The organism is Kitasatospora sp. MY 5-36, from assembly GCF_001182915.1.
GTDB lineage: Bacteria > Actinomycetota > Actinomycetes > Streptomycetales > Streptomycetaceae > Kitasatospora.
Genome location: NZ_LFVW01000096.1, coordinates 1 through 25,318, shown reverse-complemented (window position 1 = coordinate 25,318; position 25,318 = coordinate 1). Strand labels below are relative to the sequence as shown.

The window sequence follows — 25,318 nt, the reverse complement described above, 5'->3', positions numbered from 1 at the left end:
ACGACGGCGGTGAGGCTGCGCCAGGCGACGTCGGAGGCCACGGGCGGGCCGTCCGGCCCCTCCTGGGCGCCGTCCCGGCGCGGGCCCTGGCGGCCGAGCCGGACGCCGGCCCGCACCACCACGTCCTCGCGCAGCATCCGGGCCAGCTCGTGCGAGAAGTCGATCAGCCCCTGGAGGGCCGGGCCGTCGGCCCGCAGCGCGCGCAGCGCGGCCGAGCCGACCTCCCGCCCGGAGGCGCGGCGCACCCCGTCGGCGAGGGCCTGCTTGGACACGAAGTGGAAGTAGAGGGCCCCCTTGCTCACCCCGGCCCGGCGGCTGATGTCGACCAGGCTGGCGGCCTCGAAGCCCACCCGCGCGAAGGTCTCCGCGGCGGCGAGCAGTACGGCCCGCCGGGTCCGCCCAGCCCGCTCCTGCTTGACCACTGGCCCCCTCCGGACTCGGCCGGGCGCGATCCCCGCCCCACCCGGCTGCTGTCGGCACGGCCCCTGCGGGGGCGGCGCTCGCATGCGGACGGCACCCTCCGAAACCGCATGGTTGGTATCTAATCTAGCGCTTGCTTCGCCCCCGCCGTCCAGCGGGGACGGCCCCCCACCGATGGTCCGAGGCCTCCCGAACGGGCATTCCCGCAGCCCAGGGGGCAGGTAGCGTGGCCGGGCCGGAGCGCTCGGCCTGGGCACCCCAGCCGCCGAACACAAACCGGGTGGTATGTATGTTTTGCTCGGACGGCCGTGGCGGCCGCTCCGACCGACACCCTGAAGCGGGGGCCCGTCATGCCATCGATCGTAGAGCCGGACCCGCACGATCCGTACGCCCACCCCGGCCCGGGCAGCGCCGGCGGCTTCGGGTTCGACGACGGCCCCACCACCGGCTACGACTTCCACCACGGCCCCGCCACCGGCTACGACTTCCACGACCGGACCGTCTCCCGGCACCTGGTGCACCGCGCCTCGGTGTCCGAGGTGTTCCTCACCGGCTGGCAGGCCACCGGCCCGTACGACTTCCTGCTCGGCGCCCAGTGGCCCCGGCTGCACGGCTTCTACCGGCTGCCCGGGGACCGCTACCACGACCCGGTGCTGCTGGCCGAAACGATCCGGCAGACCGGGCTGCTGATCGGCCACGCCGGGTTCGGGGTGCCGCGCGGCCACCACTTCATGATGGAGGACCTCTCCTACTCGCTCGACGGGACCGGCCTGCCGGGCCTCGCCGTCACCGCCGGCCCCGCCTCACTGATGCTGGCCGTCGGCTGCGAGGACGTCCGGATGCGGCACGGCGAGCTCGCCTCGCTCCGGGTCTGCGTCGACGTCACCCGGGACGGCCGGCCGATCGGCCGCGGCAGCGGACGGCTGCGGGTGGTCTCCCCCGCCTCGTACGCCCGGCTGCGCGGCCCCGCGCGGCGCACCCTCCCACCGCGCCCGCCGGCACCCGCCGCGCCCGAGCTGGTCGGCCGCGCACAGCCCGCGGACGTGGTGCTCAGCCCGACCCTGGCGCCGGACACCTGGCTGCTGCGCGCCGACGCCACCCACCCGGTGCTGTTCGACCACGAGCTGGACCACGTGCCCGGGATGCTGGTGCTGGAGGCCGCCCGGCAGGCCGCCCAGCGGCTGCGCCACCCCGAGCCGGTGGTCCCGGTCGAGCTGGTGACCTCCTTCGACCACTACATCGAGCTGGACCGGCCCTGCTTCGTCCGGGCCGCCCCCGAACCGGCCCCCGGGCCGGCCGCGGCGGACGGGCGGCTCGCGGTACGGGTCGAGCTGCTCCAGGACGGCCGGACGGCGGCCGAGTGCCTGCTGCTCACCGTGCCGGTGGACGGACCGGCCGAGGGCCCGAGAGTGCCGGTCCGGCGGGACGCCTACGACGGCCGCCCCGCCGTCCCGGGCCCCGCCGTACCCGGCCCTCCCCTGCCGGGCCTCGGGGGCGCCCGGCTGCCGCTGGCGAGTTAGGGACGCCCCGGGCCCGTCAGGCGGCCACCAGGGCGGCCGGCCGGCCCGCGTGCATCACGCTGAGGTTGGTCGCCAGCCGGACCGGGTCCTGGGACAGCCAGAGCCGCAGCGCCGCGCCCAGGGCCGCGCTGGCCGACTCGACCCGGACGTCGGTGATCTGCGCGATCCGGGCCGCGCCCGGCACCAGCAGATCGGCCAGCGGGGTCGGCAGCCACACCGTCAGGGCGCACGGCGCGGGCACGGCCAGCGCCCCCAGCAACCGGTAGGCGTCCCCCGGCGCGCTGAGCGTCGGGATGATGTCCAGCAGCGCGTCGGACACCACCTCCGACACGTCGCTCCGGTGTCCCTGGGCGAGCCTGCGGAGCAGCGTGCGCTCGGCGGCGGTGATTCGGACGGTCAGCATGACCTCGTCGCACTCCATTGCGCGATTTCCTCCTCAGTTCCCTCTCGCACCGGCCGGCGGCCGGCGCGCACTACCCCGTTTCACACATCGGCCCGGCTACCTGTGGGAGAGAGCCGGGCCGGTGGGTGATCGTGTGCCCCGGTCAGATCCCCGCGTAGGAGTGCTTTCCGGTGACGAAGATGTTCACCCCGTAGTAGTTGAAGAGCCAGCAGGCGAACGCCGCCAGCGCCAGGTAGGCGGCCTTGCGGCCCTTCCAGCCGGCCGTCGCACGGGCGTGCAGGTAGCAGGCGTAGGCGACCCAGGTGATGAACGACCAGGTCTCCTTCGGGTCCCACTCCCAGTACTTGCCCCAGGCCGCCTCGGCCCAGATCGCGCCCGCGATGATGGTGAACGTCCACAGCGGGAAGACCAGGGCGTTGATCCGGTAGGACAGCTTGTCGAAGGTGGACGCGGCGGGCAGCCGGCGCCAGATCGAGGCCGAGGTGCCCAGCGGGCCGGTGGTGAGGCCGGCCGCCGTCCGCTTCTCGAAGGACTCCTTGCCGAGGTACAGCAGCGTGGCGATGAACGCCGCGTAGAAGGCGCCGCCGCAGAAGATCGCGGTGGAGACGTGGATCGCCAGCCACGGCGAGTGCAGCGCCGGGACGAGCTGCTCGGAGTCGGTGTACAGCACCGTGGTGGCGATGCCGAGGGTCAGCAGCACCGCGAGGACGACCGGCAGGCCGAGCCAGCGGACCTTCTTCTTCGCGGCCAGCAGCACCAGGTACGCGGCCGTCATCGCGAAGGCGAAGGCGCAGGAGAACTCGTACATGTTGCCCCACGGCCAGCGGGAGACCGACAGGCCGCGGGTGATGATGCCGCCGCCGTGCAGCGCCAGCGCCAGCACGGTGAGCGAGACGGCGATCCGGCCGGCCAGGTCGGCCCGCACGCTTGTGCCGGCCGCGCCCGGGCCGTCCTCCTCCTCGGCGCCGCGCCCGGTGGTGACCACCGTCGCGCCCTCGCCCGCGATCGCGGTGCGGGTGAGCGTCGTGGTGCCGCCGCCGGCCCCGGCCACCGTGACGGTGACCTTCTTCGCGGCCTTCTTGTCCGCCGCGGCGACGGTCTCGCCCAGGCTGCCCGCCTGTTCGGTCGAGCGGACGGCGACGGCGCCCTTGCTGCCGAAGGTCCACTCGATCATGTGGGCGAACATGGCGAGGGTGTAGACCACCATCGCCGAATAGATCAGCTTGTTGGAGAGGTCGGCCAGCTGTGGGTCGACCGCCGAGGCGAGATGCACCGTCTACTCCTTGGAGTTCTGGTCGGCAGGGACTGCGGGTTCCGGGGAGGCCGCCGGGACTGTGGGGGTCCCGGTCTCCTCGGGTACGTCCGTTTCGGTGTCGGCGTCCTCGTCCGCGGAGGCCGGGGTGCCGTCCTCACCTTCGGGGGCCGGGACGTCGTCCTCCTCGTCCTCGGAGGCGGGAGCGTCGTCCTGGAGGTCGACCGCGAGCTCCGCCAGCTCCTCGGCGATCTTCGCCGACTCGCTGCGGGCCAGGCCGGCCAGCTCCACCTGGGTGCCGCCGCCCGGCAGGGCGACCGCCCGCACCCAGATCCGGCGGCGCTGGATGAACAGCGAGCCGATCAGGCCGAGGATCGCGAGCACGCCGCCGCTCAGGGCGATCGCGTTGCCCGGACGGTGCGAGATGTTGAAGCTGGCCCACTGCTTGTAGCCCTCGAAGGTCACCGAGCCGTAGCCGTCGGGCAGGTCCCAGGCCTGGCCGGGCTTGAGCCGGGCCTTGGCCGGCTGGCCGTCCTGGGTGAGCTGGGTGAGCTTGCGGGTGTTGAGCTGGTAGACGTTCTGCGGCAGGCCGGAGTCGGTGCCGAGGTCGCCGGCGAAGGCGTTCAGCACGAGTTCGGGCTCGGCGTCACCGGGGAACAGCGAGACCGGGCCGGTGCCCTCGAAGCTCAGCGGGGCGGTCGGCAGGAAGAAGCCGGAGAAGCCCATCTGGGTCTTGTTGCCGTCGGGGCCCACGCCGTAGTCGGAGACCTTCACGACACCGGTGGAGGTCAGGTTGCCGTCCTGCGGCAGGAACGGGACGGCGCCGCGGTAGACGACCTCGCCCTTGCCGTTCTTGACGCTGACGAACGGGGCGTAGCCGTGGCCGATCAGGTAGACCTTGCTGCCGCCGATCTCCAGCGGGTGGTTGACCTCGATCGTCGACTTCCTCAGCTTCGACTGGTCGCTGCCCTCGTAGTACTCGACGTTCGCGGTGAACTGCCGGGCGGCGCCGATCTGGTCGCCCTTGGTCTGGAACTTCGAGGTGAAGCTGTCCAGCTTCAGGTAGAAGGGGTCGAGGTCCTGGTTGCCGTAGAACCGGGTGCCGTTGAAGTCGTCGAGCTGGGTGATGGTGTTGGAGTAGCCCTCGCCCTGGACCATCAGCTTGCCGCCGGTGCCCGAGGCCAGGCTGGCCCAGGCGAAGCCGCCGAGCAGCGCGAACAGCGACAGGTGGAACAGCAGGTTGCCGACCTCGCGCAGGTAGCCCTTCTCGGCCGCCACCGCGCCGCCGGACAGGTGGGCGCGGAAGCCCCGCTTGCGCAGCAGCCGGTGCGCGGCGGCGTTCACCGCGTCGGCGTCCGCCTCGGTGCGCCAGGCCGCGTGGACCGGCATCCGGGTCAGGTTGCGCGGCGCGGCCGGCGGCTGGGAGCGCAGCACGCCGACGAACTGCCAGGTGCGCGGGACGATGCAGCCGGCCAGCGACACGAACAGCAGGATGTAGATCGCGGAGAACCAGACCGAGCTGTAGACGTCGAACAGCTGGAGCTTCTCGTAGATCGGCGCGACCGTGGCGTGCTGCGCCTTCCAGGCCTCGACCTTCAGCTGGCCCTGGCCGTTCTGGTACTGCGGGATCAGCGAGCCGGGGATGGCGGCCAGCGACAGCAGGAAGAGCAGGATCAGGGCGACCCGCATCGAGGTCAGCTGGCGCCACATCCAGCGCGCCCAGCCGAACGCCCCTATGCCGGTCGGTCCGTCGGACTCGACCGGCGCGGTGCTGAGCCGCTCGGCGGCGACGTCGTCCGGCGCCGGGGGCTGCTCGGTCTCGGTCGTGGTGTTGCTCACGGTCAGATTCCGATCTGGAAGTCGGCGGTCCAGGACTGCAGCTGGCTCAGCATCGAGTCCCAGATCCCGGTGACGAGCAGCAGACCGACCGCGACGAGCATGCCGCCGCCGATCCTCATGACGAGCGGGTAGTGCCGCTTGACCCAGCCGAAGGCGCCCAGCGCCCGGCGGAAGGCCAGCGCGGCCACGATGAACGGTACGCCGAGGCCCAGGCAGTAGAAGGTCATCAGCAGGGCGCCGCGCGCGGCGTCGGCCTGGTTCAGGGCGAGGTTCTGGACGGTCGCCAGGGTCGGGCCGATGCAGGGGGTCCAGCCGACGCCGAAGACCACGCCCAGCAGCGGCGCGCCGAGCAGGCCGACCGACGGCCGGCGGTGGGAGCGCACCTCGCGCATGCTCAGACCGGGGACGAGGCCCATGAAGGCGAGGCCCATCACGATCGTCACCGCCCCGAGCACGATCGAGATGACCCGCTTGTGCTCCTGGAGGGTGTCGCCGAACTGCCCGAACAGTGCCCCGCCCGAGACGAACACGGCGGTGAAGCCGAGGATGAACAGCGTCGCCCCGAGCAGCATCCGGCCGCGCCGCGCGCCGCGCGCGTCCGCGAGGTCGGCGGCGGAGAAGCCGGTCACGTACGACAGGTAGCCGGGGACGAGCGGCAGCACGCAGGGCGAGAAGAACGACACCAGTCCGGCCGCCAGCGCGATCGGCGCGGCGACCAGCAGCGCTCCGCTCTGGAGGGTCCCGGTGTTGTCGGCGAGTTGTTGCGGCAGGCTCACTGCTTCTGCTCCGCGACCACCGGCTGGAGGATCGACTCCAGCGCGTCCTCGGTGGTGCCGCCGACGGCGCGGGCGGCCAGCTTGCCGTCCCGGTCGACGATCAGGGTGGTCGGGATGGACTGCGGGTTGAGGCTGCCCTTGGGGAACTTGAGCAGCTGGGTGCCGGCCGGGTCGAAGAGGCTCGGGTAGGTGACGCCCTGCTCCTGCTCGAAGCGGACGGCGTTCTGCTTCTCGGTGTCCCGGGTGTTGATGCCGAGGAACTGGACGCCCTGGTCCTTGTACTTCTCCGAGACGTTCTGGAGGCTCTTGGCCTCGGCCCGGCACGGGCCGCACCAGGAGCCCCAGACGTTCAGCACGACGACCTTGCCCCGGTAGTCGGAGAGCTTGGCCGGGGTGCCCTCCAGGGTGTCCCCGGAGATGTCCGGCGCGTCCCCGCGCTTCCCGGCGTCCGCCTTCGACAGGTTGGTGCCCTTGACCGTGACGAAGCCGACCTGGCCCTCGCCGCCGCCCGACGAGCCCGAGGAGGAACAGCCGGTGAGGGCGAGCGCAGCGGCGGCGACGGTGGCGGCGGCTGCTGCGGCGACACGGGGACGGGGGCGCGTCATGGCAGACATGTGAAAAGTTTCGCATGGAGTTCCGGGCCGGTTCGCCGGGGTCCTCCCTTGCGCGTCGCACCCCTTCTGACCTGCGACGAAATCGGGTCACCCGGCAGTCGCCGGGTGACCCGAAGTCATACTTACACGCCGCTTACGGGAGGCTAGGCGCCGAAGCTCTTGCCCACCGGCTTGTCGCCCTTGCGGCCCTTGCCCACCAGGTGCGCGGGCAGCAGGTCGCGGGCCGGCTCGCGGTAGCCGACCGAGACGATCCGGTCGCCCTCGAAGGTGAAGCTGGTCAGCGAGGCCAGCGAGCACTGCCGGTTGCGCGGGTCGTGCCAGAGCCGGCGGCGCTCGGCGAAGGAGCGGAGGATCCAGATCGGCAGCTGGTGGCTGACGCAGACCGCCTCGTGCCCGCGCGCGGCGTCCCGGGCCGCGCCGATCGCGCCCATCATCCGCACCGCCTGGTCGAGGTACGGCTCGCCCCAGGACGGCTTGAACGGGTTGGTGAGGTACTTCCAGTAGCCCGGGTTCCGCAGCGAACCGTCGCCGACCCCGAAGGTCTTGCCCTCGAAGACGTTCTCCGCCTCGATCAGCCGCGCGTCCACCGCGATGTCCAGGCCGTGCGCCTCGGCGATCGGCGCGGCGGTCTCCTGGGCCCGCTCCAGCGGGGAGGCCACCACGTGGGTGACGTCCCGGTCGGCCAGGTCCTCGGCGACCCGCTCGGCCATCTTCCGGCCCAGCTCGGACAGGTGGTAGTCCGGCAGGCGCCCGTACAGGACGCCCTCCGGGTTGTGCACCTCGCCGTGCCGCATCACGTGGACGACGGTGATCTCTTTCGCGCTCACTTCTCGACTACTCCTGGGAATCGGGGTACGGGCCGCGGCGGTCAGGCCGTGGCGGCGGCAGCGGCGCGCGCGGCGGCCGGCAGGGCGGCGGCGATCCGCTCGATCGCCCGCTCGTCGTGGGCCGCCGAGACGAACCAGGACTCGAAGGCGGACGGCGGCAGGTAGACGCCCTCGGCCAGCATCGCGTGGAAGAAGGCGGTGAAACGGTACGCCTCCTGGGTCCTGGCCTCGTCATAGTTGGTGACCGGGGCCTCGGTGAAGAACACCGAGAACATGTTCCCGGCGGTCTGCAGCCGGTGCGCGACGCCCTCCTTGGCGAGCGCGTCGGCGACCAGGCCGGAGACCTCGGCGGCGACCTTGTCCACCGTCGCGTACGCCTCGTCGGTGCAGCCGCGCAGCTGGGCCAGGCCCGCCGCGGTGGCGACCGGGTTCCCGGACAGGGTGCCCGCCTGGTAGACCGGGCCGGCCGGGGCCAGGTGCGCCATCACGTCGGCGCGGCCGCCGAAGGCCGCGGCCGGGAAGCCGCCGCCCATGACCTTGCCGAAGGTCAGCAGGTCCGGCGCCCAGCCCTCGTGCGCCGCCTCCAGGCCGTACCAGCCGGCCTTGGAGACGCGGAAGCCGGTCATCACCTCGTCGGAGATGAACAGCGCGCCGTTCTCCCGGCAGAGCCGGGCCAGGCCGCCGTTGAAGCCGGGCAGCGGCGGGACGACGCCCATGTTGCCGGGCGAGGCCTCGGTGATCACGCAGGCGATCTCGCCCGGGTGGGCGGCGAACGCCTGCTCGACGGCGGCCAGGTCGTTGTACGGCAGCACGATGGTGTCGCCGGCCTGGGCGCCGGTGACGCCCGGGGTGTCCGGCAGGCCGAAGGTGGCGACGCCGGAACCGGCGGCGGCCAGCAGCGCGTCCACGTGACCGTGGTAGCAGCCGGCGAACTTCACCACCTTCGCGCGGCCGGTGAAGCCGCGGGCCAGCCGGATCGCGGACATGGTGGCCTCGGTGCCGGAGGAGACCAGGCGGACCTGCTCGACCGGGGCGACCCGGGCGACGATCTCCTCGGCCAGCTCGACCTCGCCCTCGCCGGGGGTGCCGAAGGAGGTGCCGCGGGAGACGGCCCGCTGGACGGCGTCGATCACCGCGGGGTGCGCGTGGCCGAGGATCATCGGACCCCACGAGCACACCAGGTCGACGTACTCGCGGCCGTCGGCGTCGGTGAGGTAGGGACCGGTGCCGGACACCATGAAGCGCGGCGTGCCGCCGACCGCGCGGAAGGCGCGCACCGGGGAGTTGACGCCGCCGGGCGTCACCACGGAGGCGCGGTCGAACAGCGACTGGGACTGGGGGGCTTCGTAGGGGTAGCTCACAAAAGACATGGTCTCAAATCGTGTCCTCACGCTCTGCATGTCCGACCCGATCATCTGGAACGATGATCCGGGCACCGTTGTCTGTACGGTTGTCCGTACAGCAGGGGCCGCTGACTTCACCGGACCGGGGACCAGTCAGACTGTGTACACAGAGTGCACAGGACCTCCGGTCTGTGTGCAGGGGTGTGGAGAGGACTGCCGCGTACCGCGAATGGGTACGGCGGCGCATGACGGGTAAGGAGCACGTCCGGTGGGCACCGGACGTGCGGGGGTCTGTCGATTCCGGCGAATTCCGGTGAGGATGGTCCGAGTGTCCGAGGCGCAGGACGGTTACGACGAGGCCGCGGGGGGCTCCCGCAGGCCCGCCGAGACCGCACGCGGGGGTACGGGAGCGGGTACGGGTCGTGGTCGTCGCGGCGGTGAGAGGCGGGGTGAGGGACGCGTGGGGGTGACCTACAAGTACTTCGGAGCCCCGGACCGCGCGACGGCCGCCAGAGTCCCCACCGCCCTCGGGCCGGGCGGGCTCGGCCTGGAGGCCGGCGAGCTCGGCGCACTGGGCCGCCTCGGCGACCTGATGGAGACCAGCGGCTCCCCCACCGGCCACCTCTCCACCAAGATCAAACCGGAGACGATGAGCGCCATGGTGCTCACCGGCATCCAGGGCGTCCCGCTGCACCAGGTGCCGCCGCTGGAACTGGTGGTGCTGCACCCCGACTACGCCGTCGTCCAGCTCCCCCACAACGTCGTCGAGCCGCTGCGCAAGGCCGACGAGACCGAGCTCGGCGCCGCCGCCTTCATCTGGTCCACCGTGCCGGACCGGCGCGGGCCGCGGGACGCGTTCGTGATCTACAGCATGCTGCACGAGTGGCAGGACTTCGCCAACCGGCTGCACGAGGCCGGGCACCAGCTGTACTGCCTGGTCTGGCCGTAGCACCCCGGGGTCCGGTCCGCCGTTCGAACGCGGGCCGGACCCAGACTGACCCTTCGAACACCGGTCGCATTCAAGCGAGTTGACGGACGGTCGGTTCCGGCGACTATCCCCGGGAACGGCGGGCGCGGCGGACGGTGCGTTCGACCTCGACGGGCTCCGCGAGGTGGCCGTCCACCAGGTGGGTCAGGGCCGAGAGGAACACCTCGCGCTCGGGCTGCGGCAGCGACTCCAGCAGCTCGCGGTGCACCCGGTCGGCGATCGCGCTGCCCCGCACCACGGCCCGCTCGCCCGCCTCGGTGACCGAGACGATCCGGGCCCGCCGGTCCGTCGCGGACGGACGGCGCTCGGCCAGGCCCGCCTTCTCCAGTTCGTCGACGGTGACCACCATGGTCGTCTTGTCCAGGTCCGCCAGCTCGGCCAGCTGGATCTGGGTGCGCTCGCCCGCCCGCGCGTGGAACAGCACGCAGTAGGCGCGCGGGGTGATCCCGAGCTCGGTGAAGGCGGCCGCCATCCGGGTGGCCAGCACGTGGCTCGCGTGGTCCATCAGCCCGGAGATGTCGCGGATCTGGCGCACGGGCGGCGGGGTCGTCGTCATACGTCCGAGGTTAGCAACGGCCCGTCTGCTGCCGGATGATCCCGTTGCCAACCAACGCCGGGTCTACGGGATGCCCAACTCGAACAGCGCATAGCCCGCGTACCAGCCCGCCGCGAGGACCGGCATGGCCAGCAGCCCGGCCAGCGAGGAGGTCCGCAGCTTGCGCAGCGCCACCGCCAGGCCGATGCAGAGTGGGAAGGCGGGCAGCAGGTAGCGCGAGATGTTGCCGAAGATCTGGTTGCTGCTCAGCGCGGTGATGATGGTGAGCGCGGTGTAGACCCACAGCACCAGCGGCGGCCGGGTGCGCCAGAGCAGCACCAGCAAGCCGGGCAGGGCGATCAGCAGGGCGATCGCGATCAGGTCCGGGACGGGGTTGGACTGCCAGAAGTCCCAGTGGCCGGTGATCACGTCCATGATCGTGCGCAGGGTGGAGGCGCCGCCGTCGAAGTAGCGGTTCCAGGCGCCCTGCTGGAGCTTGAAGTAGCCGCCCCAGTCGCCCATCTTCCAGCCGACCCAGGCGACGTAGCCGATCAGGCCCCACGGGGTGATCAGCATCGCGGTCAGCGGGCGGGCCACCCCGTCGGTGCGGCGGACCAGCGCGACCAGCGCGGCGATCGAGACGGCGGCGATCAGCGCGGCGGCGGTCGGCCGGTTGAGGCCCGCCACCAGCGCCAGCAGGCCGGCCGCCACCCAGCGGCGGGTCATCACGCAGTAGCAGGCCCAGGCGGACAGCGCGACGAACAGCGAGTCCGAGTAGACCGCCCACTCCACGCCGGAGCCCGGGAACAGGCCCCAGAGCACCGCGGCGATCACGCCCGCTCGGAAGCCGCCCAGCCGCTCGGCGACGGCGAAGATCCCGGCCGCGGCGACCAGCGAGGCGATCACCGAGACGACGATCCCGGAGCCGTACGGGCCGAGCCCGGTGACGGCGCCGACCAGCCGCATCAGCCAGGGGTAGAGCGGGAAGAAGGCGGCCGAGTTCTCGTAGTAGGTGGCCAGCGGGAAGCCGTGCAGCGGGATCAGCTGCGGGTTGTACCCGTTCTCGGCGATCCGCTGGTACCAGATGCCGTCCCAGGTGCCCAGCACGTCCCAGGCGTGGGCGCCGCCGCCGCGGCCCGGCTGCTTCTTCAGGTAGTCGCCGGTGTGCGAGAGCAGCAGCAGGAAGACGGTCAGGCCGATGGCCTTGACCACCGCGTACGCGCCCAGCGCGGGCGCGAAGCGGTCCACCAGTGCCCCGAACCGTCCGGACGCCGGGCCCGTCCGTTCCTCGGGGGCCTCCGCGGGCGCCGCCCCGGGCGCTCCGGGCTGGGTGCTGGACGACTCGGTGCTCGATGCCGTGCTCATCTGGTCTGGGTACTCCCCGCCCCGCTCGTGGTCCGCGCGGCTCCGGCGCAACGATTTTCCCGTGAGCCTACGGCACGACCCCGAACCGACGGCCCCTGGCGCCCTCCGGACCGGCGCGCAGCACCACGCCACCCGTGCCGAGCACCACACCGGCCCGGTCGTGCACGCGGCCGCCGCCGCCCGGGTGGGGGCGGCGGCGGCCGGGGCCTCAGGACGTGCGGGGCGGATCAGCCGTGGACGTAGACGATGCCGAGCTTGGTGAGCTGCCAGAGCTGGTCGGCGGCGCCGGTGTCGGCGGCGAGTTCGACGTACGGGTTGCCCTTGGCGTCGAGGGTGGCGCCGGCGGCCAGGACCTTGCCCTGGTCCTGGGAGTCGGCGATCTTGTAGCGGCCGTTGCCGGCCGGCTTGAACACCCAGTGCTGGTTGCCGCCGCCGGTGCAGCCCCACTGCTGGATCCGGGTGCCGGGGGCGGTGGAGGCGGCGTTGGCGTCCAGGCACATGTTCCGGTTGCCGCTGAAGTCGAGCTCGTAGCTGCCGCCGGCCTTCGCCTCCAGGACGAAGGACTGGTTGAGCCCGCCGGTGGCCGGATAGGTGATCGCGGCCCGGCCGTTGGTCGAGTCGCCGTAGCTGCCGCCGCCGGTGAGGTCGAGCGCGTTGCCGCTGGCCGCGTTGGTCAGCTGGTACCAGGCGCCGTCCTCGGGGACGTCGCCGAACGGCTGTCCGGGTGTGAGCGGCTGGATCGAGGTGGTGTTCTGCTGGTTGAGGGTGCAGTACGCCTGCGCCAGCTCGGGCCGGGCGTAGAACTGGCCGAGGCAGACGCCCTCGCCGCGGTAGCCGGCCACCCGCAGGTGGTACGACTGGCGGACCATGTTCATGCACAGCCCGGGGATGCCGATCTGCGAGTCGCAGCCGTTGCGCACCCACTCGGAGAGGTTGATGACGTCCCCGTTGGTGTACTCGTACGGGGAGCTCGTCCACTCCGCGCAGACCTCGTGGCCGAAGGCGACCCGCCGCTGGTCGAGGTACCGGACGCCGGGCACCTGCTCGGCCGCGCCGCGCAGCGCGTCGCTGAGCGTCGGCACCACCCAGTTGTGGCCCCAGGCGAGGTCCTCGGGAAAGGCCGGGCAGCCGTCGGCGACCTTGCCGAGGTAGTCGTTGCGCCGGATGTCCGGGGTGATCGGGTTGAAGTACGACTGGTAGACCAGCTGGTACGAGGAGTCGGCGTAGCCGGCCCGGCGCATGGTCTGACGGATGTTCTGGAGCGCCGCGACCACCTTGGGCTGGACGCCCTTGGCGCGCCGGCGGATCTCGTCGCTGCCGATGGTGTCCCGGCAGCCCTGGTCCTTGGGGATCGGGAAGTACTGCGCGAGGCAGTGCATCATGATGCCGCTGAAGTCGAAGTCGTCGTTGGCGCCGATCGTGACGACGACCATCTTGACGTCGTACTTCGCCGCCGTGTCGGCCAGCTTGACGTCCTGCTTGGGCTCGCCGAAGTCGCCGCTGCCGGGGCCGGTGACCTTCGCCAGCTCCGGGTCGCTGACCAGGTCGCCGGTCTGGGCGCCGGAGCAGGCGAGGTCGATCGGGGTGACCCCGGGGATGTCGGTGACGAAGATCTCCGACTTGGGGTGGCGGTGGCAGTAGTTGGTGGGGCTGTCCGTCTCCGGGAAGTAACCGTCGTTGGTGTCGGTGCCGGCGCCCTCCCCGGAGATGGCGCTGTCGCCGAGGGCGACGACCGCGGCCGGTCGGGTGGCCGCGGGCGCGGCCGGGGCGGGGTCGGCCAGGGCGGCGGGGGCGCCGGCCAGGCCGAGGGTGGCGAGGAGGGTTCCGGTGGCGAGCAGTGCGGCGCACCGGGAGGACCCGGTGCGTGTCCGCCGCGCCGCCGACCGTGGGGACCTGGTCACACGCGTCTCCTTGCGGGGGTGGGGGGCCGCCCGGGCGGGGCGCCGAGCGGCGCGGAGCAAGAGAGGAGCAGAAAAGGTGAGCAGGTCTCGCATTCTAGGTACTGACAAGTAACGCAACAAGGCTTGTGACACCACCGGGAACTGACGGGGCGTCGCCGCCCCGGCACGACGAAGAGCCGCCGCCCCACGCCCCAGGAGGGAAGCGCGGAACGGCGGCTCGCACCGGCCGAACCGGGTGCGGGCTCAGCCCACGTTGGCGCACTTGTTGCCGAAGGCCGGGTTCAGCAGGCCGATGATGTCGATGGTGTTGCCGCAGACGTTGACCGGAACGTGCACCGGGACCTGGATCTGGTTGCCCGAGATGACACCGGGGGAACCGGCGGCAACGCCCTGGGCGCCGGAGCTGGCCATCGCGGTACCGGCGCCGGTGGCAACGATGCCCACCACGGCCGCGCCGACAGCGGCGGTCTTCTTGATGCTCATACGAGCCTCCTGACTGTTCGACAGATATGCACGGGGAGTGCGACATCTAGAACGAGACCCCACCGGACCGGTTGCGACGCTCCCCGCACTGTCACCCATCCGGCCCAACGGCGCCGCGGACCGGGCATTCGGGTGATCGGAGGGTCCGACCGTTTCCCCGCCCGCGGTGCCTCGTTCTCCCTGACGGAACCCGGTCTCCACCGGCCCCTACGCACGAATCGAGTACCGCCCATGCGCAAGCACGCCCACGCCGTCGTCGGCATCGCGGCCACCGGCGGCTCGGTCGGCGCGGCGGGCCTCCCCTACCCGGCGTCCGGCAATCCGCGCCGGAACGCCTGACCGGAATTCCAACCGTCGCGCCTTTGTCTGAAGCCTTTCCCGGCCGTGCGGGAATCGCTTCGCGGGGCATCGCGACACGGCCGCCGCGGCCACGCCCGAGCCATGGGCGGAACACGCCGGTGTGCGCCGCCCGAGTGACAATCACGGAAATCCCTACAGCCTTCGGGTGAGTATTCGTGCTCGCCCGACTCCCGACATTTCCCTTCCGTCGGGCAGAAATCGGAGGAATGACATGCGCAACTTCAAGAAGGCCGCCGTCCTGTCGCTGGCCGCGAGCGGCCTGGTGCTCGGCGCCGCCGGCGGTGCGGTCGCCAGCTCCGGCGCCGAGGGCGTCGCCGCCGGTTCCCCCGGTGTGCTCTCCGGCAACCAGATCCAGATCCCGATCCACATCCCGATCAACCTGTGCGGCAACAGCATCGACATCATCGGCCTGCTGAACCCGGCCTTCGGCAACCAGTGCGCCAACGTCGGCTGAACCCGCGGTCGCCACGTCGGCGACAGCTGATTCACCGAGCCCGTGCCGTGCCCCGCAGCGCCGGGGCGCGGCACGCTCCACCCGTGTGTGATCGAGGAGATCAACCCCCCATGCAGAACATGAAGAAGGCCGCCGTCCTCTCCGCCGCCGCAGCCGGCCTGGTGCTGGGCGCGGCGGGCTCCGCCGCCGCCAGCGCCGGCGCCGAGGGCGTGGCCGCCAACTCCCCCGGTGTCGTCTCGGGCAACCAGATCCAGATCCCGGTGCACGTGCCGATCAACCTGTGCGGCAACAGCATCAACGTCATCGGCCTGCTGAACCCGGCCTTCGGCAACGCCTGCGCCAACGTCGAGGCCGTCCCGCAGCCCGCGGACGACTGCTGATCCCGATCGGCACGCGTACCGGCCGTCCTGCCCCCCGACCAGTCGGCCGGGGGGCAGTTCGGCGTCTCCGGACAACCGTCCGGTACCTCCGATCCACCGAAGGGTGATCACGATGGTTTCGAAGAAGAGCGCGGCCGGCCTGGCCGCCGCCGTGGGTGCCGCGGTGCTGCTCGGCGCCGGTTCGGCGCAGGCCGCCACCGCCCCGGGCGAGGCCCCGGCCGGCCCGGCCAAGCTGACCAAGACCGACCTCGGCCAGGCGCTGGGCGGGACGACCACCGGCCTCGGCTACGGCGTCGCGCCGATCAAGAGCCTGCGGCTGGACCCGTGGGCGAACTCCTCGGCCGACTTCCTCAACAACGGCGCGGCCCTCCAGCCGGACCAGGGCCTGCCCGCGATCGGCACCGGGACGCTCACCGGCCCGCTGAGCGCCGGCGGCGGCGTCAAGGACCTCCCGCTGGTCGGCGGGCTGACCGGCGTCCTGCCGGGCTGAGCACCCTACCGGGCGCGCGAGAGCCCGGCATCCCGCCGCGCGGCCGGGGTGCCGGGCTCTCGTACCGGATGGGATCCCGGGGTCAGAGCCGGGTCAGAGCTGGGTCAGGTCGGTCAGGCCGGTCTGCCCCACCACGGTGGTGGCGGTCGTGGTGGTGGTCCCGGCCAGGGCGCCCGCCGTGTCGGTGAGGGAGAGCCGGCTGTCGTCGCCGCCGAGGCTGGCCTTGGCCCCGGGGATCACCTGCACCGCGCCGGAGACCAGCCGCGGGTCGATCTCGTCCACCTTCAGCCGGCCGTCGGCGAGCTGGCCGGCGCCGTCCCGGGCGAGCGAGAGCGGCTGCCCGAGGGTGAGCCCGGGGGTCTTGGCGTGCAGCGGGGCGGCCGGGGCGTCCAGCAGCACCTTGCCGAGGTCGGCGCCCTGGTCGACCAGCGGGAGCGGCAGCTCGGCCTTGGCGCTCGGGCCCACCTTGCCGGTGGTCAGCTGGGGGACGATCTGCTCCGGGAGCAGCGCCCCGTCGGAGCTGGTGGTCCGGCCGGGCGCCGGCGGCATGAGCAGCGAGGTCGGGATGCCGGCCGTGAGGCGGCTGCCCAGTGGGGCGAGCGGGATGTCCGCGGGGACCTGCTGGGTGGCCAGCGAGTCCTCCAGGGCGCCCACCTGGTCGGGGCCGATCGGGGCGGCGGCAGAGGCCGCCCCCTGGGAGGCGAGCACACCGGCACCGACCGCCAGCAGCATCACGCCGGCCCGCTTGGAGAACTTCATGCTTTTCACCGTTCTGCTGTCCGTACTGGGGATCACTGGGAGCGGCTGCGGGGGCGCAGCCGGAAAGCGTTCTGCTCAACGAGTGACCGGGAGCTCGGATTGCGGCCGTTAACCGGTTCGGCTTAATAATCCGACCGGATTCCGTTGACCGTCGCGCCTCCGGGACTCTTTTCCAGAATCCCCGTAACCTTCCGTGCCGTCATTCTTTGATCTGAACGTCAGTGACTGCCGACCGGGTCTGAGCGTTCTCAGCGCCGTACGCAAGGAATCCAAAGAGCATTTCAGAGAGGGATCTCCCATGATCCAGAAGTCCTTCGCCGCCGCCGGCCTGGCCGTCGCCGCGCTGGCCGGTGCCGCCGGCCCGGCCTCGGCCATCGGTGACGCGGACGGCGCCGCCGCCTCGATCGAGGGCAACGGCGGCACCAACTTCACGGGCACGGTCGGGAACAACAGCCCGAACTTCCACTTCCTGGACAACCCGAACATCTGCCTGCCGGAGATCCACAACATCGCCGTCGGCGTGCTCGGTGTGGCAGTCCCGGTCGAGGTCCCGATCGCCAACAACGGCGGTCGGCAGTACTGCACCGTCGGCCAGGGCACCCAGAGCCAGGGCGACGGCGGCGTGTCCCACCTGATCGGCTGATCGGTCGCCGCCCTGATCTCCCTGCACCACCCGCTGTTCCACCTTCGAATCGCCCCCCGATTCACCCCGAGAGGAAAACCAGAAATGATCAAGAAGTCCCTCGCCGCCGCCGGCCTGGCCGCCGCCGCCCTCGCGATGTCCGCCGGCTCGGCCTCCGCCATCGTCGACTCGGACGGCGCCGCCACCTCCGTCCAGGGCAACGGCGGCACCAACCACACCGGCACCGCCGGCAACGGCAGCCCGAACAGCCACTTCCTGGACAACCCGAACATCTGCCTGCCGGAGGTCCACAACATCGCGGTCGCCGTCATCGGCATCGCGGTTCCGGTCGAGGTCCCGGTCCTGAACAACCAGCCGAAGCAGATCTGCAACGTCGGCCAGAACACCCAGTCCACGGGCGACGCGGGTGTCTCGCACCTGATCGGCTGATCACGGGGCACGGCACGGTCGGAGGGCCCGGGGAGGAACACCTCCCCGGGCCCTCCGGGCTGTGCGGACAAAGTGTCCGGCCGACCGCCGCAGCGCGGTCCGGCCGGGTGAGCGGCGGGCCGGTCCGGACCGCCGGATGTGAACACGTGTCAGAGCGCCCGTGGGGGCGCTCCCAGAGAGAGGGCAGTTCCATGAAGAGCAAGCTGGCCAAGGCCGCCCTGACCGCCGCCGCCGCACTGGCGCTCGCCGGTGCCGCCACCCCGGCCTTCGCCCACGTGGGCTTCGTCGGCGGCGGCGAGCTCGTCGCCTCCGCCGACCAGCCGTTCCTGGCCGGCGGGGGCTTCGGCCTCGCCCATGCCGGGGACACCGCCGCCGGCGGCTTCGGTGGCGGCGCCGCCACCTCGACCGACCTGGTCGGCGGCGGCGCGGGCTTCGGGCACGCCGGCGACGTGGGCTTCTGAGGCCTGCCGGACACGGCCTAGCGGGAACCGGGAAGGCCGGGCCGCTCCCCCACGGGAGCGGCCCGGCCTTCCGCCGTACGGGGTCCGCTACTTGAGCATCGCGGCGGCTTCGAGGGCCCAGTAGGTGAGGATCTGCTCGGCGCCCGCGCGGCGGATCGAGGTGAGCGTCTCCATGATCATCCGCTCCCGGTCGATCCAGCCGTTCGCGGCGGCCGCCTCGACCATCGCGTACTCGCCGGACACCTGGTACGCGGAGACCGGCACCGGGGAGGCGTCGGCGACCTGGCGCAGGATGTCCAGGTAGGCCATGGCCGGCTTGACCATCACCATGTCGGCGCCCTCGGCGAGGTCCTGCTCCAGCTCGCGCAGCGCCTCGCGGGCGTTGGCCGGGTCCTGCTGGTAGGACTTGCGGTCGCCCTTGAGCGAGGAGCCGACGGCCTCGCGGAACGGGCCGTAGAAGGCCGAGGCGTACTTGGCGGTGTAGGCGAGGATGCCCACGTCCTGGTGCCCGGCCTCGTCCAGCGCCCGCCGGACCACGGCGATCTGGCCGTCCATCATGCCGGACGGGCCGACCAGGTGGACGCCGGCGTCGGCCTGCACCCGGGCCATCTCGGCGTAGCGCTCCAGGGTGGCGTCGTTGTCGACGCTGCCGTCGGCGGCCAGCACGCCGCAGTGGCCGTGGTCGGTGTACTCGTCCAGGCAGAGGTCCGACATGACCACCAGGGAGTCGCCGACCTCGGAGACCACGTCCCGGATCGCCTGCTGGAGGATGCCGTCCGGGTTGGTGCCCTCGCTGCCGACGGCGTCCTGCACCTGCGGGACGCCGAACAGCATGAGGCCGCCCAGGCCCGCCTCGGCCGCCTCCACCGCGGCCTTGCGCAGGGTGTCCCGGGTGTGCTGGACCACGCCCGGCATCGACGTCACCGGGACGGGCTCGCTGACGCCCTCGCGGACGAACAGCGGCAGGATCAGCTCCGCCGGGTGCAGCCGGGTCTCGGCCACCAGCCGGCGCATCGCCGGGCTCTGGCGCAGCCGACGGGGGCGAACGTACGGGAATTCAGCGGACACGGCTTCTCTCTCCGAACGGTTGTGCAGTGCCGGGGGCGACGAACGGCCGCCCCCGGCAGCATAGTTAAGAATCCTCAGCGGGCCTTGCGACGCGAGCCGGGGCGGCGCTCGCTGGGCCGGTAGACCGGCTCACCGGCGGCCGTCGCGGTGTCCCGGCGCTTGGCACCGAAGTCCGCCAGCGCCTGGGCCAGCGCGGCCGCCGACGGCGCCGGGGCCATCACGTCGACCCGCAGGCCGTGCTCCTCGGCGGTCTTGGCGGTCGCCGGGCCGATGCAGGCGATGACCGTGACGTTGTGCGGCTTGCCCGCGATGCCGACCAGGTTCCGGACGGTCGAGGACGAGGTGAACAGCACCGCGTCGAAGCCGCCGCCCTTGATCGCCTCGCGGGTCTCGGCCGGCGGCGGCGAGGCGCGCACCGTCCGGTACGCCGTCACGTCGTCGACCTCCCAGCCCAGCTCGACCAAGCCGGCCACCAGGGTCTCGGTGGCGATGTCGGCGCGCGGCAGCAGCACCCGGTCGATCGGGTCGAAGACCGGGTCGTACGGCGGCCAGTCCTCCAGCAGCCCGGCCGCGGACTGCTCGCCGGAGGGCACCAGGTCCGGCTTCACGCCGAAGTCCACCAGGGCCTGCGCGGTGGTCTCGCCGACCGCCGCGACCTTGATCCCGGCGAACGCGCGGGCGTCCAGGCCGTACTCCTCGAACTTCTCCCGGACGGCGCGCACCGCGTTCACCGAGGTGAAGGCGATCCACTCGTAGCGGCCGGTGACCAGGCCCTTGATGGCCCGCTCCATCTGCTGCGGGGTGCGCGGCGGCTCGACCGCGATGGTCGGCACCTCCTGCGGCACCGCGCCGTACGAGCGCAGCTGCTCGGACAGGCCGGTGGCCTGCTCCTTGGTACGCGGCACGAGGACGTTCCAGCCGAACAGCGGCTTGGTCTCGAACCACGAGTGCGAGGCCCGGTGGGCGACCTGCTCGCCCACCACGGCTATCACCGAGGTGGCCGGGTCGACCGGGGCGGAGACCGGCGAGGGCAGCACCCGGGCGGCCTTCAGGTCCGCCGCGATGCCGGACAGCGAGGAGGTGAAGGTCCGCTGGCGGGTGGTGGTGCCGGAGAGCGTGGCGCTCAGCGCCGACTCCGGCTTGCGGCCGCCCGCGACCAGCGCGGCGGCGGTGGCGGGCAGCTGGCCCAGGGTGGTGCGGACCACCAGGGTGGTCTCCGGCGCGCCCAGGTCGACCGGGCTGCCGGCCAGCAGCGCGGCGCCGTCCACGAAGCGCACGTCGGTGCCGGAACCGGCGCGCAGCGGGACACCCGCGTACGCCGGGACGCCGACCGACTGGGCGACACCCGGGATCACCTCGAACGGGATCCCGTCGCCCGCGCAGCTGAGCATCTCCTCGGCGGCGCAGCCGTCCAGGCCGGGGTCGCCGTCGACGGTGCGCACCACGTGCTTGCCGGAGCGGACGGCCTCGGCGACCACCTTGGCCAGGTCGAAGTCGGCGCCCTCGGCGGCGGGGGCGTGCACCTGCACGCCGGCCGGACAGTGGCTGCGCACGGCGGCGGCGGTCAGCGGGTCGGCGACCAGCACGTCGGCGGTGGACAGCACCTCGACCGCGCGCAGGGTCAGCAGCCCCGGGTCCCCGGGGCCCGCGCCCAGGAAGGTGCACCGTCCGGTGGCGGGCTGTCCCGCCGGGAACAGGGCGTCGGTGGCGGCGGTGGTGGGGCTCATCGGGCTCGCTCCCCCATCAGGGCGGCCGCGCCCGCGGCGAGCAGCCGGTCAGCCAGCGTGCGGCCGAGGGCCGCCGCCCGCTGCTCGGCGGTCTCGTCGAGGACGATCGGACCGTTGGCGGACATCTTCAGCAGGGCGGTTCCGTCGGGGTCGCCGACCACGCCGTCCAGCCGCAGTTCGTTCTCCCGGCCCCAGGTGGCCAGCGCGGCCACCGGTGCCGAGCAGCCGGCCTCCAGGGTGGCCAGCAGGGCGCGCTCGGCGGCCACGGCGACCCGGGTGGGGGCGTGGTCCAGCGCGGCGAGCGCGGCGGTCAGCTCCTCGTCGGCGGTGGTGCACTCGATCGCGAGCGCACCCTGGCCGGGGGCCGGGATCATCACCTCGGTGTCGAGGTGCTGGGATATCTCGGCGCTGCGGCCGAGCCGGTTCAGGCCGGCCGTCGCCAGCACCACCGCGTCCAGCTCGCCGCTGGTCACGAAGCCGATCCGGGTGTCCACGTTGCCGCGGATCGCGACGGTCTCCAGCTGGGCGCCGCGGGCCCTGGCCCAGGCGTTCAGCTGCGCCATCCGGCGCGGCGAACCGGTGCCGATCCGGGCCGGGCGGCCGGCGCCGGCGAGCTTCTCGACCAGCTCCTCCAGGGCCAGGCCCTCGGCGGCGACCAGGGCGTCCCGGACGTCCTCGCGCTCGGGGACGGCGGCCAGCGCCAGGCCCTCGGGGGCGGCGGTGGGCAGGTCCTTGAGCGAGTGCACGGCGAAGTCGATCCGGCCCTCCAGCAGCGCGTCGCGCAGCGCGGAGACGAACACGCCGGTGCCGCCGATCTGGGCCAGCGACTCCCGGGAGGTGTCGCCGTACGTGGTGATCTCGACCAGCTCGACGGGGCGCCCGGTGACCCTGGTCACCTCGCGGGCCACCATGCCCGACTGCGCCATGGCGAGGGCGCTGCGCCGGGTGCCGAGCCGCAGGGCCGCGGTGGCCGAGGGCTGCTCCGTGATCGGTTGACCATTCATGAGGTGATCGTCCCGGTGGTACTCGTGGGATGGCTGACGGTTCATCTGGTGCCCCCGGCCGAGGGCTGGGGCGCGCCGCCGACGGGCGTGCCCGACACGGCGTGCACGGCAGCCGGGTCGAGGTCGAACAGTTCCCGCAGCGCCTCCGCGTAGGAGGCGCCGCCGGGCTCGGCGGCCAGCTGCTTCACCCGGACGGTCGGGGCGTGCAGCAGCTTGTCGACGACGCGGCGGACGGTCTGGGTGATCTCGGCGCGCGAGCGCTCGTCCAGGTCGGGCAGCCGGGAGTCCAGCCGGCCGAGCTCGGCGGCGACCACGTCGGAGGCCATCGAGCGCAGCGCGACCACGGTCGGCGCGATCCGGGCGGCCCGCTGGGCGGCGCCGAAGGCCGACACCTCGTCGGAGACGATCCGGGTCACCTGGTCGACGTCGCCGGCGCCGGGGCTGGCGGCGTGCGCGTGGGAGAGGCTCTCCAGGTCGACCAGCAGGGCGCCGGGCAGCTCGTGCACGGCGTGGTCGACGTCGCGCGGCATGGCCAGGTCCAGCAGGGCGAGCGGCTCGGGGGACCTGCGGGAGGCGACGGCGGCGGCCACGTCCTCGGCCCGGACCACCACACCGGCCGCGCCGGTGCAGGAGATCACCAGGTCCACGTCGGCGAGCGCCTCCGGCACCTTGGCGAGGTCCAGCACCCGGGCCACGTCCGGGCCGAGGATCTCGACCAGCCGCTCGGCCCGGGCCGGGGTCCGGTTGGCGATCAGCAGGTCGGTCACGCCGGAGCGGACCAGGGTGGCGGCGGCCAGCGAGCTCATCGAGCCGGCGCCGACCACCAGCGCGCGCTTGCCGGCGATCTCGCCCGCGCCCGCCGCGACCTGCTCCAGGCCGAAGGTGACCAGCGACTGGCCGGCCTTGTCGATGCCGGTCTCGCTGTGCGCCCGCTTGCCGACCCGCAGCGCCTGCTGGAACAGCTCGTTCAGGCCGCGCCCGGCGGTGTGCTCCTCCTGGGCCTTGGCCAGCGCGTCGCGCAGCTGGCCGAGGATCTGGCCCTCGCCGACGACCATCGAGTCCAGGCCGCAGGCCACCGAGAAGAGGTGGTGGACGGCGCGGTCCTCGTAGTGGACGTACAGGTGGGAGGTCAGCTCCTCCAGGTCCACCCCGCTGTGGTGGGCCAGCAGCAGCGACAGCTCGGCGACGCCGGCGTGGAACTTGTCCACGTCCGCGTACAGCTCGATCCGGTTGCAGGTGTTCAGCAGCGCGGCCTCGCCGACCGTCGCGGTGGCGGCCGCGTCGTGCAGCAGCCGGGTCGGCACGTCACCGGTCAGCGCGGCGCGCTCCAGTACCCCGACCGGGGCCGTGCGATGGCTCAGCCCTACGACGAGAAGGCTCATGCCCGCCCCCCACAGCTCTCGGTGTTCATGCGGGCATCACCGCGGAGAGATCCCCGTCGCCGCCCTTGGCGGACTTTCCCTTGGCCTGCTCGGCCTGGTCCTTGGCCGCCGGCTCGGCGGCGCCCCGGCCCTTGCCGCTGCCGCCGGCCGCGCGGCGCAGCTTGGCGGCGGCCGCCCGGACCGGACCGGGGGCGCGGTCCAGCACCGACTCGGCGCGGTCGTCCGGCTCCTCGCCGGCCTTGCGCTGCTCGTGGAAGGCCAGGATCTGGAGCTCGATGGAGAGGTCCACCTTGCGCACGTCCACGCCGTCCGGGACGGACAGCACGGTCGGGGCGAAGTTCAGGATGCTGGTGACGCCGGCCTCCACCAGCCGGTCGCACACCTGCTGGGCGGCGCCGGGCGGGGTGGTGATCACGCCGATGGAGACGTGCTGGCTCTCGACGATCGACTCCAGCTCGTCCATGTGCCGCACCGGCAGCCCGGCCGCGGTGGAACCGACCACGTGGGGATCGGCGTCCAACAGGGCGGCCACCCGGAAGCCTCGGGAGGCGAACCCGCCGTAGTTGGCGAGCGCGTGGCCGAGGTTCCCGATGCCGACGATGACGACCGGCCAGTCCTGGGTCAGACCGAGCTCGCGGGAGATCTGGTAGACGAGGTACTCGACGTCGTAGCCGACGCCGCGGGTGCCGTAGGAGCCGAGGTAGGAGAAGTCCTTGCGCAGCTTGGCCGAGTTCACGCCGGCGGCGGCGGCCAGCTCCTCGGAGGAGACGGTCGGCACCGAGCGCTCGGAGAGCGCGGTGAGGGCCCGCAGATAGAGGGGCAGGCGGGCGACCGTCGCCTCCGGGATGCCCCGGGCACGCGAGGGTCGGCGCGCGGCGCCCTGGTCGGGCGTCTGCGAACTGCTCTGTGGTGATCGGCCGATTGCCACGGTGCTCCTGTGGGTGAAGCTGGGCTTAGGCAGCCAGGCTATGTGTTTGTGAACGTGTGCACAAAGATGGTGTCCGTTTTGTCCCCGCACAGTGATGCGCATCACGCCATCGAACGCATAGCACCGGCCTGGGTCAGCACGACCTCCGGGGCCTGGGAATCGGGCAGCCACGGGCCGTACGACGCCTCCCGGCGCAGCAGCGGGACGGCGGCACCGGACGGGCGGGAACGGGCCCGGCCGAGCCGGGGCCAGGGCAGCCGGGCGGCCTCCCGCAGCGGGCCGGTCCAGTCGTCCGGCGGACAGGACGGGGCGTCCAGGCAGTACCGCAGCAGCTCGGCGGTCACCCGGGCGTCGCCCAGCGCGGTGTGCGCCGGGTACCAGCCGAGGTCCGCCGCCTCCACGCAGGCCGCCAGGCCGTGGCTCCGGGCCTCCGGCAGGTGGGCGCGGGCCAGCCGCATCGTGCACAGCAGCGGGACGGGCGGCAGCGGCACCCCGATCCGGGCGAACTCGCGATCCAGGAACGCGTGGTCGCAGCTGACGTGGTGACCGACCAGCACCCGGCCGGCCAGCAGCTCCAGCAGCCACGGGGCGATCTCGCGGAAGCGCGGGGCGCCCTCGACGTCGCACTGGCGTATCCGGTGCACATGGGTCGGGCCGACCGGGCCCAGCGGGTCCAGCAGGGTGGCGAACTCCCCCTCGGGGCGGAGCCGCTCGTCGAGCAGCACCACCGCGACCTCGACCACCCGGTGCCGCCACGGGCTGCGGCCGGTCGCCTCCACGTCCACCACGGCGAAGCCCCGGGGGGCCGTCCGGAACTCCGGGGCTCCGGGGGCCCCAGGGACAGGACCGGGAAGCATGGCGCACTCCTCGTGTGCTCAGCCCCCCACGGGCGCAAACGCGTTCGATCGTAAGCCGACCAACCCGCCCCGTCCCAAGCCGGAACGGAGTGTCTTTGGCAACGATTCGG

Annotated in this window: 27 protein-coding genes; 8 read left to right on the top strand and 19 right to left on the bottom strand. The window is 72.9% G+C overall.

Features of this window, described 5'->3' with window-relative positions; all coding sequences use genetic code 11:
- A partial coding sequence (locus tag AE652_RS08050; RefSeq protein ID WP_049650496.1) for a helix-turn-helix domain-containing protein occupies window positions 1-422 on the bottom strand: 422 nt, incomplete at its 3' end.
- Between the two features lie 348 nt (window positions 423-770).
- On the opposite strand from AE652_RS08050, the gene AE652_RS08045 reads away from it, so the two are divergent.
- Entirely contained in the window at window positions 771-1,940 is a 1,170-nt protein-coding gene (locus tag AE652_RS08045; protein ID WP_159028391.1) for a ScbA/BarX family gamma-butyrolactone biosynthesis protein, read from the top strand.
- Between the two features lie 16 nt (window positions 1,941-1,956).
- Here AE652_RS08045 and AE652_RS08040 read toward each other — a convergent pair whose 3' ends face one another.
- The 7 genes from AE652_RS08040 to hemL form a co-directional block, all read right to left on the bottom strand.
- Window positions 1,957-2,343, bottom strand: coding sequence for a hypothetical protein (locus tag AE652_RS08040; protein WP_143204614.1), 387 nt, complete (start codon window positions 2,341-2,343; stop codon window positions 1,957-1,959).
- A gap of 142 nt (window positions 2,344-2,485) precedes the next feature.
- A complete protein-coding gene (gene ccsB / locus AE652_RS08035; protein WP_049650493.1) occupies window positions 2,486-3,616 on the bottom strand; it encodes a c-type cytochrome biogenesis protein CcsB in 1,131 nt (376 codons plus the stop codon).
- Window positions 3,617-3,619: 3 nt separating this feature from the next.
- Window positions 3,620-5,434, bottom strand: a complete 1,815-nt coding sequence (locus AE652_RS08030; RefSeq protein WP_049650492.1) for a cytochrome c biogenesis protein ResB — start codon at window positions 5,432-5,434, stop codon at window positions 3,620-3,622.
- 2 nt (window positions 5,435-5,436) lie between these two features.
- Window positions 5,437-6,210 (bottom strand): cytochrome c biogenesis CcdA family protein, encoded by a 774-nt coding sequence (locus AE652_RS08025; RefSeq protein ID WP_234348286.1) that lies wholly within the window; start codon window positions 6,208-6,210, stop codon window positions 5,437-5,439.
- Window positions 6,207-6,824, bottom strand: coding sequence for a TlpA disulfide reductase family protein (locus tag AE652_RS08020; RefSeq protein ID WP_049650491.1), 618 nt, complete (start codon window positions 6,822-6,824; stop codon window positions 6,207-6,209). The genes AE652_RS08025 and AE652_RS08020 overlap by 4 nt, the downstream gene beginning before the upstream one ends.
- Before the next feature lie 143 nt (window positions 6,825-6,967).
- A complete protein-coding gene (locus AE652_RS08015; protein ID WP_049650499.1) occupies window positions 6,968-7,618 on the bottom strand; it encodes a histidine phosphatase family protein in 651 nt (216 codons plus the stop codon).
- 74 nt (window positions 7,619-7,692) lie between these two features.
- Window positions 7,693-9,021, bottom strand: coding sequence for a glutamate-1-semialdehyde 2,1-aminomutase (hemL, locus tag AE652_RS08010; protein ID WP_063780097.1), 1,329 nt, complete (start codon window positions 9,019-9,021; stop codon window positions 7,693-7,695).
- A gap of 439 nt (window positions 9,022-9,460) precedes the next feature.
- On the opposite strand from hemL, the gene AE652_RS08005 reads away from it, so the two are divergent.
- Window positions 9,461-9,943, top strand: coding sequence for a hypothetical protein (locus AE652_RS08005; protein ID WP_074004012.1), 483 nt, complete (start codon window positions 9,461-9,463; stop codon window positions 9,941-9,943).
- Window positions 9,944-10,046: 103 nt separating this feature from the next.
- Here the strand turns inward: AE652_RS08005 and AE652_RS08000 are convergent, their stop codons facing one another.
- The 4 genes from AE652_RS08000 to AE652_RS07985 all read right to left on the bottom strand — a co-directional run bounded on the left by AE652_RS08000 (window position 10,047) and on the right by AE652_RS07985 (window position 14,266).
- Window positions 10,047-10,538 (bottom strand): MarR family winged helix-turn-helix transcriptional regulator, encoded by a 492-nt coding sequence (locus AE652_RS08000; protein ID WP_049650488.1) that lies wholly within the window; start codon window positions 10,536-10,538, stop codon window positions 10,047-10,049.
- 63 nt (window positions 10,539-10,601) lie between these two features.
- Window positions 10,602-11,882 carry a glycosyltransferase family 39 protein gene (locus tag AE652_RS07995; RefSeq protein ID WP_049650487.1) on the bottom strand — a complete coding sequence of 427 codons (1,281 nt, stop codon included), beginning with the start codon at window positions 11,880-11,882 and terminating at the stop codon, window positions 10,602-10,604.
- A gap of 227 nt (window positions 11,883-12,109) precedes the next feature.
- On the bottom strand, window positions 12,110-13,783 hold the full coding sequence (locus AE652_RS07990) for an RICIN domain-containing protein (RefSeq protein ID WP_234348284.1): 1,674 nt from the start codon (window positions 13,781-13,783) through the stop codon (window positions 12,110-12,112).
- Between the two features lie 243 nt (window positions 13,784-14,026).
- Window positions 14,027-14,266 (bottom strand): chaplin, encoded by a 240-nt coding sequence (locus tag AE652_RS07985; protein ID WP_049650486.1) that lies wholly within the window; start codon window positions 14,264-14,266, stop codon window positions 14,027-14,029.
- Window positions 14,267-14,837: 571 nt separating this feature from the next.
- Between AE652_RS07985 and AE652_RS07980 the strand changes: the two genes are divergently transcribed.
- The 3 genes from AE652_RS07980 to AE652_RS07970 all read left to right on the top strand — a co-directional run bounded on the left by AE652_RS07980 (window position 14,838) and on the right by AE652_RS07970 (window position 15,950).
- A complete protein-coding gene (locus AE652_RS07980; protein WP_049650485.1) occupies window positions 14,838-15,080 on the top strand; it encodes a chaplin in 243 nt (80 codons plus the stop codon).
- A 110-nt stretch (window positions 15,081-15,190) separates the two neighbouring features.
- Window positions 15,191-15,460 carry a chaplin gene (locus AE652_RS07975; RefSeq protein ID WP_049650484.1) on the top strand — a complete coding sequence of 90 codons (270 nt, stop codon included), beginning with the start codon at window positions 15,191-15,193 and terminating at the stop codon, window positions 15,458-15,460.
- A gap of 112 nt (window positions 15,461-15,572) precedes the next feature.
- Complete coding sequence (locus tag AE652_RS07970) at window positions 15,573-15,950, top strand: hypothetical protein (RefSeq protein WP_147409124.1); 378 nt, start codon at window positions 15,573-15,575, stop codon at window positions 15,948-15,950.
- Between the two features lie 93 nt (window positions 15,951-16,043).
- Here the strand turns inward: AE652_RS07970 and AE652_RS07965 are convergent, their stop codons facing one another.
- A complete protein-coding gene (locus AE652_RS07965) occupies window positions 16,044-16,709 on the bottom strand; it encodes a hypothetical protein (protein WP_049650482.1) in 666 nt (221 codons plus the stop codon).
- Between the two features lie 298 nt (window positions 16,710-17,007).
- Here AE652_RS07965 and AE652_RS07960 point away from each other — a divergent pair, with 298 nt between their 5' ends.
- From AE652_RS07960 to AE652_RS07950, 3 genes are all read left to right on the top strand, one after another.
- On the top strand, window positions 17,008-17,352 hold the full coding sequence (locus AE652_RS07960) for a hypothetical protein (RefSeq protein ID WP_049650481.1): 345 nt from the start codon (window positions 17,008-17,010) through the stop codon (window positions 17,350-17,352).
- An 84-nt stretch (window positions 17,353-17,436) separates the two neighbouring features.
- Window positions 17,437-17,781 carry a hypothetical protein gene (locus AE652_RS07955; RefSeq protein ID WP_049650480.1) on the top strand — a complete coding sequence of 115 codons (345 nt, stop codon included), beginning with the start codon at window positions 17,437-17,439 and terminating at the stop codon, window positions 17,779-17,781.
- Window positions 17,782-17,972: 191 nt separating this feature from the next.
- Window positions 17,973-18,242 (top strand): hypothetical protein, encoded by a 270-nt coding sequence (locus AE652_RS07950; protein WP_049650479.1) that lies wholly within the window; start codon window positions 17,973-17,975, stop codon window positions 18,240-18,242.
- An 87-nt stretch (window positions 18,243-18,329) separates the two neighbouring features.
- On the opposite strand, the gene hemB is transcribed toward AE652_RS07950, so the two are convergent.
- The 6 genes from hemB to AE652_RS07920 form a co-directional block, all read right to left on the bottom strand.
- Window positions 18,330-19,310, bottom strand: coding sequence for a porphobilinogen synthase (gene hemB / locus AE652_RS07945; RefSeq protein WP_049650478.1), 981 nt, complete (start codon window positions 19,308-19,310; stop codon window positions 18,330-18,332).
- Between the two features lie 74 nt (window positions 19,311-19,384).
- Window positions 19,385-21,037: a bifunctional uroporphyrinogen-III C-methyltransferase/uroporphyrinogen-III synthase gene (locus tag AE652_RS07940; RefSeq protein ID WP_049650477.1), complete on the bottom strand. Its 1,653-nt coding sequence runs from the start codon at window positions 21,035-21,037 to the stop codon at window positions 19,385-19,387.
- A complete protein-coding gene (gene hemC / locus AE652_RS07935) occupies window positions 21,034-22,041 on the bottom strand; it encodes a hydroxymethylbilane synthase (RefSeq protein ID WP_049650476.1) in 1,008 nt (335 codons plus the stop codon). The genes AE652_RS07940 and hemC overlap by 4 nt, the downstream gene beginning before the upstream one ends.
- Before the next feature lie 41 nt (window positions 22,042-22,082).
- The gene (locus tag AE652_RS07930; protein ID WP_049650475.1) at window positions 22,083-23,423 is read right to left on the bottom strand and encodes a glutamyl-tRNA reductase; all 1,341 of its coding nucleotides are present in this window, start codon (window positions 23,421-23,423) and stop codon (window positions 22,083-22,085) included.
- A 25-nt stretch (window positions 23,424-23,448) separates the two neighbouring features.
- Window positions 23,449-24,345, bottom strand: coding sequence for a redox-sensing transcriptional repressor Rex (locus AE652_RS07925; RefSeq protein WP_049650497.1), 897 nt, complete (start codon window positions 24,343-24,345; stop codon window positions 23,449-23,451).
- Between the two features lie 107 nt (window positions 24,346-24,452).
- On the bottom strand, window positions 24,453-25,208 hold the full coding sequence (locus tag AE652_RS07920) for a 3'-5' exonuclease (protein WP_049650474.1): 756 nt from the start codon (window positions 25,206-25,208) through the stop codon (window positions 24,453-24,455).
- Between the last annotated feature and the right edge of the window lie 110 nt (window positions 25,209-25,318).